The 12,430-nt window shown below is 66.2% G+C and carries 14 protein-coding genes; 5 read left to right on the top strand and 9 right to left on the bottom strand.

Annotation, left to right across the window (positions count from 1 at the left end):
• Positions 1–53: 53 nt before the first annotated feature.
• On the top strand, positions 54–1,955 hold the full coding sequence (mutL, locus tag E5162_RS06830) for a DNA mismatch repair endonuclease MutL (RefSeq protein ID WP_135944280.1): 1,902 nt from the start codon (positions 54–56) through the stop codon (positions 1,953–1,955).
• A 108-nt stretch (positions 1,956–2,063) separates the two neighbouring features.
• On the top strand, positions 2,064–3,125 hold the full coding sequence (locus E5162_RS06825) for a nitrate- and nitrite sensing domain-containing protein (protein ID WP_158291224.1): 1,062 nt from the start codon (positions 2,064–2,066) through the stop codon (positions 3,123–3,125).
• Between the two features lie 27 nt (positions 3,126–3,152).
• Here E5162_RS06825 and rsmD read toward each other — a convergent pair whose 3' ends face one another.
• The gene (gene rsmD, locus E5162_RS06820; RefSeq protein ID WP_135944276.1) at positions 3,153–3,725 is read right to left on the bottom strand and encodes a 16S rRNA (guanine(966)-N(2))-methyltransferase RsmD; all 573 of its coding nucleotides are present in this window, start codon (positions 3,723–3,725) and stop codon (positions 3,153–3,155) included.
• Positions 3,700–4,668, bottom strand: a complete 969-nt coding sequence (locus E5162_RS06815; RefSeq protein WP_135944274.1) for a pseudouridine synthase — start codon at positions 4,666–4,668, stop codon at positions 3,700–3,702. Before E5162_RS06815 ends, rsmD begins: the two co-directional genes overlap by 26 nt.
• Before the next feature lie 39 nt (positions 4,669–4,707).
• Here E5162_RS06815 and tadA point away from each other — a divergent pair, with 39 nt between their 5' ends.
• A complete protein-coding gene (gene tadA, locus E5162_RS06810; protein WP_135944273.1) occupies positions 4,708–5,181 on the top strand; it encodes a tRNA adenosine(34) deaminase TadA in 474 nt (157 codons plus the stop codon).
• Positions 5,182–5,224: 43 nt separating this feature from the next.
• Here the strand turns inward: tadA and E5162_RS06805 are convergent, their stop codons facing one another.
• The 5 genes from E5162_RS06805 to E5162_RS06785 all read right to left on the bottom strand — a co-directional run bounded on the left by E5162_RS06805 (position 5,225) and on the right by E5162_RS06785 (position 7,947).
• On the bottom strand, positions 5,225–5,419 hold the full coding sequence (locus E5162_RS06805; protein ID WP_135944271.1) for a hypothetical protein: 195 nt from the start codon (positions 5,417–5,419) through the stop codon (positions 5,225–5,227).
• An 81-nt stretch (positions 5,420–5,500) separates the two neighbouring features.
• Entirely contained in the window at positions 5,501–6,133 is a 633-nt protein-coding gene (locus tag E5162_RS06800) for a hypothetical protein (protein ID WP_135944269.1), read from the bottom strand.
• 30 nt (positions 6,134–6,163) lie between these two features.
• The gene (locus tag E5162_RS06795) at positions 6,164–6,619 is read right to left on the bottom strand and encodes a GNAT family N-acetyltransferase (RefSeq protein WP_233342053.1); all 456 of its coding nucleotides are present in this window, start codon (positions 6,617–6,619) and stop codon (positions 6,164–6,166) included.
• Positions 6,619–7,203 (bottom strand): GNAT family N-acetyltransferase, encoded by a 585-nt coding sequence (locus tag E5162_RS06790; protein ID WP_371872222.1) that lies wholly within the window; start codon positions 7,201–7,203, stop codon positions 6,619–6,621. The genes E5162_RS06795 and E5162_RS06790 overlap by 1 nt, the downstream gene beginning before the upstream one ends.
• Positions 7,204–7,212: 9 nt before the next feature.
• The gene (locus E5162_RS06785; protein ID WP_135944264.1) at positions 7,213–7,947 is read right to left on the bottom strand and encodes a TSUP family transporter; all 735 of its coding nucleotides are present in this window, start codon (positions 7,945–7,947) and stop codon (positions 7,213–7,215) included.
• Positions 7,948–8,048: 101 nt separating this feature from the next.
• Between E5162_RS06785 and E5162_RS06780 the strand changes: the two genes are divergently transcribed.
• Positions 8,049–9,266 carry an acyl-CoA dehydrogenase family protein gene (locus E5162_RS06780; RefSeq protein WP_135944262.1) on the top strand — a complete coding sequence of 406 codons (1,218 nt, stop codon included), beginning with the start codon at positions 8,049–8,051 and terminating at the stop codon, positions 9,264–9,266.
• Between the two features lie 125 nt (positions 9,267–9,391).
• A complete protein-coding gene (locus E5162_RS06775; RefSeq protein ID WP_135944260.1) occupies positions 9,392–9,814 on the top strand; it encodes a hypothetical protein in 423 nt (140 codons plus the stop codon).
• 43 nt (positions 9,815–9,857) lie between these two features.
• Here E5162_RS06775 and E5162_RS06770 read toward each other — a convergent pair whose 3' ends face one another.
• Both E5162_RS06770 and E5162_RS06765 read right to left on the bottom strand, forming a co-directional pair.
• Positions 9,858–10,916: a phosphotransferase family protein gene (locus tag E5162_RS06770; protein WP_135944258.1), complete on the bottom strand. Its 1,059-nt coding sequence runs from the start codon at positions 10,914–10,916 to the stop codon at positions 9,858–9,860.
• A 139-nt stretch (positions 10,917–11,055) separates the two neighbouring features.
• The gene (locus E5162_RS06765) at positions 11,056–12,351 is read right to left on the bottom strand and encodes an amidohydrolase family protein (protein WP_135944256.1); all 1,296 of its coding nucleotides are present in this window, start codon (positions 12,349–12,351) and stop codon (positions 11,056–11,058) included.
• Positions 12,352–12,430 lie beyond the last annotated feature (79 nt).

Genomic DNA, 12,430 nt, shown 5'->3' with positions numbered 1-12,430 from the left:
TTACGGTGAGCGGGCATCTTGACCGACTCAGGCGCGCCCGCGACGCTTGCGCCATGCCCGCCATTCGCCGCCTCAGTCCGGAAACCATCAATCGCATTGCCGCCGGCGAGGTGGTGGAACGCCCTGCGTCCGCCATCAAGGAGCTGGTCGAGAACGCGATTGATGCCGGCGCGCGCCGCATCGATGTCAGCGTGGAAAGCGGGGGACTGACCCGGCTGATCGTGGAAGATGACGGGTCGGGCATGGATGCCGACATGCTGGCACTCGCGGTAGAGCGTCATGCCACGTCCAAGCTACCGGTGTCGGAGGCGGGCGACGATCTGCTGAATATCGAGACGATGGGATTTCGCGGCGAAGCGCTGCCCTCGATCGGTTCGGTCGCCCGGATGGAGATATGCACTCAGAGCGCGGAAATCGGCGAGGCCTGGGCGCTCAGCGTGGAGGGTGGCCGGACAGGAGAGCCACGTCCGGCCCCGCCGCTGGGACGGCGCGGAACACGGGTGGAGGTGCGCGATCTGTTCTACGCCACGCCGGCGCGGCTGAAATTTCTCAAATCCGAGCGCGCCGAGACGACGGCGATCAACGACATTCTCAAGCGCCTTGCCCTGTCGCGGGCCGATATCGGCTTCTTCCTGAACTCGGACGGACGCTCGAGGCTCTCGCTTCCGGCCGAGACCGCGTCCGATCCGGCGGCGGCGCGCCGCGCCCGCCTGTCGGGCCTGCTGGGCCGGGATTTCGGCGAGAACGCGCTGGCCATCGATCAGGAACGCGAGGGCGTGAGCGTGTCGGGGTGGGCGAGCCTGCCCACCTATAATCGCGGCTCGAACCAGTTCCAGTTCCTGTTCGTCAATGGCCGCCCGGTGCGCGACAAGCTGCTGGTCGGGGCCGTGCGCGGCGCCTACCAGGATTTTCTGGCGCGCGACCGGCACCCGGTCGTGGCGCTTTATGTCGGCCTGCCCACCGACGAGGTGGACGTCAATGTCCATCCGGCCAAGGCAGAGGTACGGTTTCGCGATGCTGGTCTGGTCCGCGGTCTGATCGTCGGCGCTCTGCGCCATGCGCTGGCCGGGGCGGGCCATCGCGCCTCAACCACGGTGGCCGGCTATGCGCTGGGCAAGGTGCAGCCGCAATCATCTCCATCCGCCGGACTGTGGAGCGGGTCGCGCAGCTGGGCGGGAGCAGCCGTCTCGCCAGGATACGAGCGCAGCCTGCAGCCGGATGGCGCAGGCGATATGGCTTACCCGGTTCGTGAGGACCAGGCCTCCGGATTTGGCGTCTCGGCGCGGGTCGAACCCGATTATCTCGCCGAGCCTCCCGGCCCCTCCGGCGCGCCGCATGAGGAGTCCGGCGGCGAGTCCGGGCAGCCGGGAGCCGACTGGCCGCTCGGCGTGGCGCGCGCGCAGCTTCACGGGACCTATGTGGTGGCCCAGACCGCGGACGGGATCGTCATCGTCGACCAGCACGCCGCGCATGAGCGGCTTGTCTATGAGCGCATGAAAGCCCAATTGCGCGCGAGCGGCGTGGCACGCCAGTCGCTTCTGGTTCCCGAGATCGTCGAACTGGACGAGACCGAGGCGCGCCGCGTGCTGGACCGGGCTGAGGAGCTGGCCGAGCTGGGCCTGGTGATCGAACCTTTCGGGGCGGGCGCCATTGCCGTGCGCGAAACGCCCGCCTTGCTCAAGCGTCTCGACGTGCAGGGGCTGATCCGCGATCTGGCCGACGAGCTGGCCGAATACGACGAAGCCCTCTCGCTGAAGGAGAAGCTGGAAGAGGTCGTCGGCACGATGGCCTGCCATGGCTCGGTGCGCGCGGGACGCCGCCTGTCGGGCGAGGAGATGAATGCGCTGCTGCGCGAGATGGAAGCGACGCCTCATTCAGGACAATGCAACCACGGCCGCCCCACCTACGTAGAGTTGAAGCTCGCCGATATCGAACGTCTGTTCGGGCGCAGATAGTAGCGCCACGCTGCGAATCGCAGCGGTCGCACCAAAAGTTTCATGCTCGTTTAACAAGATTTCTGTTGAATGCTTTCAACCATTCGCTGCACGGGTTGGGGGATATCTATGGCAGCCGCGTCAGACAGTGACTTGCCGCACAAGCTGATCCTGGCGATCGGCCTGTTTCTGGTGCTGGTGGCCGTCGCGGTCACGGCACAGCGCGTGTCATCCCTCGATGCCCGGGTCGCGCAGGCGGACAAATCACTGGAACACTTCGCCTATGCGAACGTGATGCTCGACGATCTGGGCCGCGAGCGTACCGAAGCGATCTACCTTACCGCGCTGAAGGACAGCGCGCCGGATGAATACGAGAGCCGGGTCGAATCGACCAACTCGATCATGTCGGTTCTCAGCACTGCGGTTGCCGATGAAGAGTGGCGGCGCTCGCTGAGCGACGTCGGCCGGGAAAGTCTCAACAGGACGCGTCCGGCCGTGCTTGCGCTCGGGCCGCTTCGCGAGGATGTGCGCCGCGGAACCGCGTCTCCCGAGGCTGTCGCCACACGCTATACCGCTGTGATCGATTCCATGATTGCCGAGATGGGCGTTCTGATCCACGACCGGCTTGGCGAGACCACGTTCGGTGAAGCGTTTGTTGCGCTCGCCAGGCTGGATGATCGCATCGGTCTGGAAAACGCGCTGGGTCAGGTCGCATTTGCTCAAGGCTGGCTACCCGAGCCGCTGCGCGCGGAATTCGAACGGGCGATCGAGACGCAACAGGTTCAGCGCACGCAGTATCACGCGAACACAGATGCGGCGGCGGCGAGCGCGCTCAATCTCGCCTTTCATCGAACGGGCACGGCCTCGCTCACCGCCATGCGCGACGCCGTCTGGGGATCCGGTGAAGAAGGTGCAGTCCTGGAGCGCTCCGAGATGATTGCCTGGTCGGAGTCGATGAGAGCGCGCCACAACGACCTGTCGATGCTGCGCAGCCTGCGCTTGCGCGAGGAGACCGAGGTGTTCGAGGCTGCCACACGGGCTCGGATGCGATCGGCTCTTCTGCAGGGTGTCATTGCCAGCGTTCTGGTTCTGGTCCTGATGTCCGGTGCGCTCCTGGTGCTCAGACGCCAGACGCGTGCTGGCACTGCTAGCGAATCCGGTGCGGATGGCGGCCCCGCCGCCCTGGTCTAGAGATCAGCAAGCCGCGCCGGACGCGCCTCAGGCCACGACTGCGCTGGGCCTGAGAAAGATCACCCGCGCGGCGCCGTACTCGCCTTCGTCCAGCCGGTCCCAGCCTTCGACCTGGGGATCTTCCTTCTCACCGACCTCGAAAACCGCCAGCGCGTCCGGCCCGACCCAGCGCCCGGCTGTCAGCTCGACCAGCGCCGCTTCGCCCAGTCCCTTGCCATAGGGCGGATCGAGGAAGACCAGGTCGAAGACCGGCCCGACGCCCGCCGGTTTCGTGCCCAGCGAGGTCGCATCGCGCCGGTGGATGCGCGTATTGCCGAACATGGACAGGGCCTCGGCATTCTCGCGGATCGCGCCGCGGGCTGCGGCGTCGGTTTCCACGAAGAGGCAGAACTCCGCGCCTCGGCTCATCGCCTCGAAGCCGAGCGCGCCGGACCCTGCAAACAGGTCGATGACACGGCGCCCCTCCAGGCCGGCTGACCAGGGGGCGTGAGCCAGCTTGTTGAAGATCGCCTCACGGGCCCGGTCGGAGGTCGGCCGCGTAGTCCGCCCCTTCGGCGCGGCGATCTGGCGTCCCTTATGGGCGCCGGCGACGATTCGCATTCGCCTTGCCTCCTGCCGGTTTTCCAGAGGATGAGTCCGGGCCGCGCCCCGGCGCGCCCGGGCGCTTTCCACCCGGTTTGCGGCCGGGCCCGCTTCCACCACCCGGGCGCTGCGGGCGCGGTTTGGCCTTGGCGGTCCCGGTCTTGACCGGTCCGGTGACGTGGCCGGAGCCGGCCGGATAGCCGTCCGTGTCCAGCGGGTAGAGCTTGCCCAGCTGGTCGCGCAGAACCGAGAGCTTGACCTCCTCGGTCTCGCCCTTCGCCAGCGCGCCGAGCTGGAACGGTCCGTAGGCCACGCGCATCAGGCGGTTGACCTGCAGGCCGAGCGCGTTGAGCACCTTGCGCACCTCGCGGTTCTTGCCCTCGCGCAGGCCCACGGTGAGCCAGATATTCGCGCCTGTGCGCCGGTCCACGCTGGCCTCGATCGGACCATAGGTGACGCCCTCGACGGTGATCCCGTCTTTGAGCTTCTCAAGCTGGCTGTCCTTCACATCGCCATAGGCCCGCACCCGGTAGCGGCGGGTCCAGGCCGTTGCGGGCAGTTCCAGTATCCGCGCCAGCTCGCCGTCATTGGTGAGCAGCAGGAGGCCTTCCGAATTCAGATCGAGACGCCCGATCGAGATCACCCGGCCCATCGATTTGGGCAGGTGTTCGAAGACCGTCTCGCGCCCTTCCGGATCCTTGTGCGTGGTCAACCGGCCTTCCGGCTTGTGGTGACGCCAGAGCCGTGTCTCCGGTTTCGCGCCGACCGGTTCGCCGTCCAGCGTGATGTCGTCGGCGGCGGTGACCTTGAAGGCCGGGGTAGTCAGCACCTTGCCGTTGACCGCGATGCGGCCCGCCTCGATCAGCTTTTCCGCCTCGCGTCTCGAGGCGATCCCGGCGTGAGCGAGATATTTGGCAATGCGTTCGCCGGTGGCTTTGGCGCCATCGTCTTGATCGGTCATGCTTGAGGTATTTCCGGTTCGCGGCTAAGCGCTCGGATCATGACCGAACGCGATGAGAGATATATGCGCCGGGCGCTGCAGCTGGCGCAAGCGGCAGGCGACGCGGGCGAGGCGCCGATCGGCGCGCTGATCGTCGATCCCGCCAGCGGACAGGTCGTGGCCGAGGGGGGTAATGCGCCGATTGCCGGTCACGATCCGACGGCCCATGCCGAGATCGTCGCCCTGCGCCGGGCCGGCCTGGCGCTCGGCAATTACCGCCTGACAGGGCTCGAACTCTACGTGACGCTCGAGCCATGCGCCATGTGTGCCGGTGCGATCAGCCATGCCCGTATTGGCCGGGTCGTCTACGGCGCGAGCGACGAGAAAGGCGGCGCGGTCGATCACGGCCCGCGCTTTTTTGACCAGCCCACCTGCCATTGGCGCCCCGACGTGTCGGGCGGCGTGCTGGCAGAGGACAGTGCGCACCTGCTCCGGGCCTTCTTCCGCGCGCGCCGCGCCAAACCCAATCCCTGACACCCAGCCGAAGGCCGAGCCGGCGTCTGCGCCCGAAGAAAAGCTAGGCCCAGCCGAGCCACATGAGGAAGCCACGCAGGGCGCCGAGCGGCGGCAGCAGGAGATCGAAGATCAGCCACAGCCACTTGACCATCATCGCGTCGCGCACGACGGCGGTGATCCAGCCAGCCAGTGCCACGATGCCGACGCATCCTCCGCCGAAACAGCCGCCCCTGTCGCGTATCTCGATTACCGCCATGCTGGCTCGTCCCTTGTTCTGATTGACCGGCCCTTTCCAATGTCAGGGATGGGGGAGGCCCGATCAAGGCGCGCCTGCGGGTTAATCGTCCCGCGACTGGCCGTCGAAGGCTTCGACCGACATGTAGACCTGGTCGAGCGCATCGAAGCGCATCGGGTCCGCGCCGTCACAGCTCCAGGACGGGGCGAAGGTGTCGGCCACCAGGCGCGCGGCCTGGTTGGCGTCGCTCATCGCGCTGGCGTCCAGGAAGGCGATCTGGCAGGCCACGGCGTCGCTGCCGGGCGCCAGCGCGGTCACCACCAGCGTCTCCTGCTGCTCGGCGTCGGTCCCCTCCAGGCCGCCGGGGGTGAAGGCGATGGACCTGTGTATGGTGGCGACGGGCGTGCCCGCGTGCAGGCGCCATTCCACGACGTCATGGAAGTTGGAATAGGGCGCATTGGCCGGAACGCGCATGAAGTCCGAGCGCGGCCCGCCATCGAACGCATAGGCAATCGCCGAGCTGTGCTCGCTGCTCATGAGATAGAGCGAATACGTGTCATGGCCGGCGCAGGCGGTCTCCCAGACCGGCTCGTCGGGGTATTGATAGCTGGGGCAGCTCTCGACGCGCGTGTAGACGCTTTCAGCCTCCTGGGCGGCCGCCACCGGTGAGGCCAGGGCGAGACCGGCCAGGATTGCGCCCATGCACGGGCGTGCGTGAAAAATGCGTGCGGTCACTATGGATCCCCCCGGAAACTGTGCCGCGGGTCAGAGCGCGCGCGACATGCAATAGCTGAACGACTTGCCGCAGTAAGCGCCAAAAGGCTCGCACGGGTCAAATCCCAGCTTGGCATAAAGCGCGCGCGAAGCGGCAAACCCCTCCGACCGGCCAGTCTCCAGACCGAGCCAGCTGACCCCGCGCCCGCGCGCCTCCTCGATCAGCGCCTCGATGAGCTTGCGTGCGATGCCCTTGCCGCGATGGGCGGCCAGCACATGCATCGACTTGATCTCCGCGCGGTCCGGGCTGAGCATTTTGAGCGCGATGCAGCCCAGCACCGCACCGTCCTCCTGCGCCGTCCAGAAGGTGATGTCGGGATGGGTGAGGCCGGAGGCATCGAGATAGTGGCAGGTATTGGCCGGAGACACATCGGACGTGTAGCGGCCATGGGCCTCGATCACGGCGGCGGCCTCGGGACGGGTGGGTTCGTCGATGGCGATACGCATCAGGGCTTCATGGCCGTCAGGCGCCGGTCGAGCCCGGCTCTGACATCCGGCCATTCCTCTTTGAGAACCGAATAATACACCGTGTCGCGCCGCTCTGCGGTCCAGGTATTCATCTGCGAGCGCAGGACACCTTCGCGCACCGCGCCGAGTTTTTCCATCGCGCGCTGACTGCGTTCGTTGCGTCCGTGCGTCTTCAGCTCGACGCGCTCGGCACCCGCTTCGAAGGCGCGCTCCAGCATCAGGCGCTTGGCGGCGGGGTTGACGTGGGTGCCGCGAAACTCCGCGCCGTACCAGGTCCAGCCAATCTCGACGCGCTGGTGTTCGGGCACGATGGACAGGAAGGCGGTATGCCCGCCATAGCGCCCGGACAGCTTGTCGAACACGGCATAGGAGATCTGCCGGTCCAGCCGGGTTGCTGCGTGCATGGTGTAGAACCAGGGATCGAAATGAACGCCGTCCGCGCGCACGCTGGTCAGCGCCCAGAGCTCGGCCTCGTCGGCGAGCGGACGCAAGACGCCCCGGTGGCGGTCGCGCAACGGCTCCAGCCGGACGAAGTCGTTCTCCAGCAGTTTCTGCTCGCTCAAGTCCATCGCTTACCCTGCCAGCAATATCAGTCCGCGTATCACGTAAACCGCGCCGATAGCGGTCACCAGACGCTTCGTCCAGCGCCGGAAGTGCGTATCGCTCATCGCGTCCAGCACCCGCGCGCCGGCCATCGTGCCCGCGACCGAGAGCGGGATGGCGGCCGCAAGCACCCAGACCGGAAGTCCCAGGCCCTGGTCCAGCACCAGCGGCAGGTAGTAGACAATCTTGACCAGATGGGCGGCCAGTTGCGTCGCGGCCTTGGTGGCGACGACGGCCCGCCGGTCGGCGTCGACATTCTGCGCGAAAACGTCCAGCAGCGGCCCCGCGACCCCGGCGATCACGTTGAGGCCGGTGACCAGAAACCCGCACAGGACCGCATGGACCGGGCGCGTGAAATCGAGGTGCAGATGACGCCGGGGCAGCCAGACCAGCAGGGGCACCAGTCCCAGCACGATGAACAGCAGCGGGCGGGACAGGACGACCGACACACCTGCAAGCACCAGAGCCGCGGCGATCGCGCCGGCCGCGTACCAGACGATCGTGCGCCAGAGCAGATAGTCGCGCAGCAAAAAGGCGCGCCACCCGTTGGACACGCCCTGCAGGATGCCGTGCACGAACATGGCGCTCGCCACCGGCAGCAGGGCGGCCAGCACGCCCATCAGGATCAGCCCGCCGGCCATGCCGAACACGGCCGACAATGCTGCGGTCGCTAATACACTTATGAGAATCAGAAATGCGGTCATATGGCAGGTGGAATCAGCTTTCTCCCGTGCCATGATAGGCCAAACTCGAAAACGCCGCGTGTTGCGGTACGGCAAAAGCCACACGGGAGGAGATCGTTTCAATGAATTTTGAGTATTCCGATACCTGCAAGGATTATCTGAAGCGCCTTCGGGCCTTCATGGACGCCTATGTCTATCCGAACGAGAAGACCTATTCCGAGCAGCTGGCCGGGTTCGGCACCGACCGCTGGCAGGTCATCCCGATCATCGAGGAGCTCAAGGAACAGGCGAAGAAGGACGGTCTGTGGAACCTCTTCCTGCCTGAGTCGGAGAAGGGCGCGGGCCTGTCCAATGCCGACTATGCGCCGCTTGCCGAAGAGATGGGCCGGGTGCCCTGGGCGTCGGAAGTTTTCAACTGCTCCGCGCCGGACACCGGCAATATGGAAGTGCTTGCCCGCTACGGCACCAAGGCGCAGCAGGACGAGTGGATGACGCCGCTGCTGGAAGGCAAGATCCGCTCCGCCTTCCTGATGACCGAGCCGGCCGTGGCCTCGTCGGATGCCACCAATATCGAATGCTCGATCACGCGCGACGGCGACGAATATATCGTCAACGGCCGCAAATGGTGGAGCTCGGGCGCGGGCGATCCGCGCTGCAAGATCTACATCGTGATGGGCAAATCCGATCCCGATGCGCCGACGCACAGCCAGCAATCCATGATCCTGGTCCCCGCCGACGCCAAGGGCGTGACCATCGAACGTCATCTGCCGGTCTTTGGCTATGACGACGCCCCGCACGGCCACATGGAGGTCAAGCTGGACAATGTCCGCGTGCCGGCCGCCAACATCCTGCTGGGCGAGGGGCGCGGCTTCGAGATCGCGCAAGGCCGCCTCGGGCCGGGCCGGATCCACCACTGCATGCGCACGATCGGCGCGGCCGAACGCGCGCTGGAGCTGATGGTCAAGCGCCTGATGAGCCGGGAAGCCTTCGGCAAGCCGGTCATCAAGCACTCGGTCTGGGACCAGCGCATCGCGAGCGCCCGCATCGACATCGAGCAGTCGCGTCTTCTGACCCTGAAGGCGGCGTGGATGATGGACACGGTGGGCAACAAGCATGCCCGCGGCGAGATCGCGATGATCAAGGTGGCTGCGCCGAACATGGCGTTGCGCGTCATTGACGATGCGATCCAGGCCCATGGCGGCGGCGGGGTCAGTGCCGACTTCCCGCTGGCCTATTCCTATGCCGGCATCCGCACGCTGCGCCTGGCCGACGGGCCGGACGAGGTGCACGAGCGCACCATCGCCCGCCTTGAAGCCAAGCGGTGGTTGAACGAGGGCTGATGCTCGGGCTGGCGGTCCGGGAATTCCTCCCTTGCAGGGTGGGGGATACCGGGCCGCCTCTGCTGCCTTGATCCGCGGCGCTGCGTACCGCGTATAACTGTCATAGTCTTCGCGGGAGCACGCTCATGGCCGACTGGTCCTTCACCTGGTATATCGCAGGCATTGCCGCCCTGATCGGGGGCGCGATGGGCTTGCTCAGCCTGATCCGGCCCCGTTGGGGCGCCGGCGTCGTGCGTCTGACCCCCGAAACCGAACGGCCCGGCGGGTGGGCGGAGTTTCGCGCCAGCTATGGCGGCGCGCTCTTCCTGCTGCACGCTGCGGTTCTGCTGACCCTGGCCATGAGCGGTCAGGCGGGTGAAGGATCGGTGATCGGGGCCAGCTTTGCCGCAGCCTGCTACTGGATCGGCATGGGCCTCGGACGCACCGTGTCGCTCGTGGCCGACGCCTCGAAGGGCGTCCGCACCGGCTACAACGTCTTCGGTACCGCCTTCGAACTCGCGGTCGGCGTCGCCCTGCTGGCGCCCTTCCTCGGCCATCTCGGCCGCTGAAACCCCGGGTGGTGCGAGGCACAGACCCGGGAGCTCGTGGCGATCAAACCTTCTGCGCAATCTCCCACGCATACTCGGCCATCGGCTCGACCAGCGCGCCCAGATCCTTGGCGCGCTCGTTCGATGCATTGCCCTGCAGCGAGCGCGCATACACGCCCTGCGCAATGCCCGCGAGGCGGAAGATGTTGTAGGAAATATAGAAATCGAGCTTGGGGATCCCGTCGCGCCCGGTGCGTTCGCAATAGGCTTTGACGTATTCGTCTTCTGTCGGAATCCCGTGGGATTTCAGATCGACGCCGAGGAAGCCGTTGCGGATATCCTTCGGGGTGCGCCACTGCATCAGCTGGTAGGTGAAGTCGGCCAGAGGATCGCCCAACGTGGACAGCTCCCAGTCGAGCACGGCGATGACCTTCGGCTCGGTCGGGTGGAACATCATGTTGTCCAGACGGTAATCGCCGTGGACGATTGAGGTGCGCTCCTGTTCGGGCGCGTGCTCGGGCAGCCACTCGATCAGCTTGTCCATCGCCGGGATGGGGCGCGTTTCAGCGGCCTTGTACTGCTTGGTCCAGCGCCCGATCTGGCGGTCGAAATAATTTCCCGGCTTGCCGTAATCGCCCAGGCCGATCGCCTCGTAGTCGATATTGTGCAACTGGGCGAGCGTCGCGTTCGACGCGTCGTAGAGCGCGGCGCGTTCGTCGGGCTCCATGCCGGGCAGGTACGGGTCCCAGAAGATCCGGCCCTTGACGAAGTCCATGACGTAGAAGGGCGTCCCGATGACGCTCTCGTCCTCGCACAGCCCGTGCATTTTCGGCACCGGGAAGCCGGTCTTTCCCAGAGCGCTCATCACGGTGAATTCGCGGTCCACCGCATGCGCGCTGGGCAGGAGCTTGCCGGGCGGCTTGCGGCGCAGGACATAGGACGCGGACGGTGTATCCAGCTTGTAGGTCGGGTTTGACTGACCGCCCTTGAACTGTGTGACGGTGAGCGGGCCGGCATAGTCGCCAACATGGGCCGTCATCCACGCGTCCAGTGCGGACTCGTCGAACTTCAGCGCGTCGGTAACGGTCTTCGTGCCGGAAAACTGTTCGTTCAGGTCAGTCATTCGTCCGTCTTCTCACCTTCATGAAATCCCGGCCAGGCGCGTAGCGCGCAGGGCCGGGACCTCATCGCTGTTTTCGTGCAGGAGCCCGGCTCTTCGCCCGGATGATATCCGGGCCCGGCCGGGGTTTCGGCACGTCGGATTACTCGCTCAGATAGACCACGCCGTCCTTCATGACGAAGTCGACATCGGTCAGTTCGGAGATGTTCTCCGTCGGATCGCCGTCGACGGCCACGATGTCGGCGAGCTTGCCTGCTTCCAGCGTGCCGATCTGATCGTCCATCTGGATATGGCGCGAGGCGTTGACGGTGGCGGTGGTCAGCGCTTCCATCGGGGTCATGCCGGCGTTCACGTACAGCTCGAACTCGCGCGCATTGTCGCCGTGCGCGGAGACGCCACTATCGGTTCCAAACGCGATCGGCACGCCGTTCTCGTGGGCGCGGCGCGCCATTTCCAGCATTTGCGGTCCCACTTCGCGGGACTTGGCGCGCTGGTTGTCGGTCATCCAGTCTGCGGTCTCGGCCTGATCGGCGACGAACTCGCCTGCCATCACGGTCGGGACCAGGTAGGCGCCGTTTTCCCGGAACAGACGGATGGAATCCCGGTCGAGATAGGTGCCGTGCTCGATCGAGTCGCCGCCCGCTTCCAGGAAGGCATTGATGCCGGTCACGCCGTGGGCGTGCGCGGTGACGCGGCGGCCCATCAGGTGCGCGGCTTCGACGATGGCGTCCAGCTCGTCATTGAAGAATTGACGCTCCACGCCCGCGGCCGTGTCGGACAGCACCCCGCCGGTGGCGGTGATCTTGATCACGTCCGCGCCGCCGCGCACCAGTTCGCGCACCGCGCGCCGGCAATCGGACGGGCCGTTGCAGGCGGTTTCGGAGCTGAACATGTGCATCACGTCAAACGCGAAGCCGTTGATGTCGCCATGTCCGCCGGTCGGCGTGACGGAGGGGCCGGACACGCGCAGGCGCGGGCCGGGCACGTCGCCATCTTCAATGGCGTCGCGCAGCGCGGTGATCGCTTCGAAATTGCCGCCGACATCCTGCGCCGTCGTGAAGCCGGCCAGCAGCGTCGTATGCGCGTTGGCCGCGCCGTTGAACGCCATGTCGGCGGGGTTCAGGATGAAGCCTTCGAACCGGCGCAGCGGGCCTTGCTGGGACAGCAGGTGAACGTGGCTGTCGATGAAGCCGGGCATCACCCAGTCGTCGGAAAGATCGATGATCTCCGCCCCGTCCGGGGTGACGAAACCGTCTTCGATGGACTCGATCCGGTTGCCGCGCACCAGGATGGAGGCGTTCTCGCGGACGCGTTCACCGGGCACGGCGATAAGGTGTCCGGCATGGATCACGGTGAGCGTGTCCCCGGCGGAGTCCTGGGCGAAGCTGCTCGCAGACAGCGCAAGACCGGCCGCGATCGCGGCACTGACGATTTTCATGGATGATCTCCCCTTAGAGTCCTGATTTTCAGGTTGGCGCTACTGTCGAACGCCCGGGGAGGAGATGTCAAACCGGCCG

The sequence above is a fragment of the Marinicauda pacifica genome, assembly GCF_004793635.1.
In the GTDB taxonomy this organism is placed as follows: domain Bacteria; phylum Pseudomonadota; class Alphaproteobacteria; order Caulobacterales; family Maricaulaceae; genus Marinicauda; species Marinicauda pacifica.
Note: the sequence above shows the minus strand (reverse complement) of the source record. Positions and strands in the feature narration are given on the sequence as shown.

What these genes read in the sequence shown, in the direction of transcription:
- tadA (WP_135944273.1), top strand. Translation starts at nt 4,708, where the DNA reads ATGACCGAACGCGATGAGAGATATATGCGCCGGGCGCTGCAGCTGGCG.
- E5162_RS06825 (WP_158291224.1), top strand. Translation starts at nt 2,064, where the DNA reads ATGGCAGCCGCGTCAGACAGTGACTTGCCGCACAAGCTGATCCTGGCG.
- E5162_RS06770 (WP_135944258.1), bottom strand. Translation starts at nt 10,916, where the DNA reads ATGACTGACCTGAACGAACAGTTTTCCGGCACGAAGACCGTTACCGAC.
- mutL (WP_135944280.1), top strand. Translation starts at nt 54, where the DNA reads ATGCCCGCCATTCGCCGCCTCAGTCCGGAAACCATCAATCGCATTGCC.
- rsmD (WP_135944276.1), bottom strand. Translation starts at nt 3,725, where the DNA reads ATGCGAATCGTCGCCGGCGCCCATAAGGGACGCCAGATCGCCGCGCCG.
- E5162_RS06795 (WP_233342053.1), bottom strand. Translation starts at nt 6,619, where the DNA reads ATGCGTATCGCCATCGACGAACCCACCCGTCCCGAGGCCGCCGCCGTG.
- E5162_RS06805 (WP_135944271.1), bottom strand. Translation starts at nt 5,419, where the DNA reads ATGGCGGTAATCGAGATACGCGACAGGGGCGGCTGTTTCGGCGGAGGA.
- E5162_RS06765 (WP_135944256.1), bottom strand. Translation starts at nt 12,351, where the DNA reads ATGAAAATCGTCAGTGCCGCGATCGCGGCCGGTCTTGCGCTGTCTGCG.
- E5162_RS06815 (WP_135944274.1), bottom strand. Translation starts at nt 4,668, where the DNA reads ATGACCGATCAAGACGATGGCGCCAAAGCCACCGGCGAACGCATTGCC.
- E5162_RS06785 (WP_135944264.1), bottom strand. Translation starts at nt 7,947, where the DNA reads ATGACCGCATTTCTGATTCTCATAAGTGTATTAGCGACCGCAGCATTG.
- E5162_RS06775 (WP_135944260.1), top strand. Translation starts at nt 9,392, where the DNA reads ATGGCCGACTGGTCCTTCACCTGGTATATCGCAGGCATTGCCGCCCTG.
- E5162_RS06780 (WP_135944262.1), top strand. Translation starts at nt 8,049, where the DNA reads ATGAATTTTGAGTATTCCGATACCTGCAAGGATTATCTGAAGCGCCTT.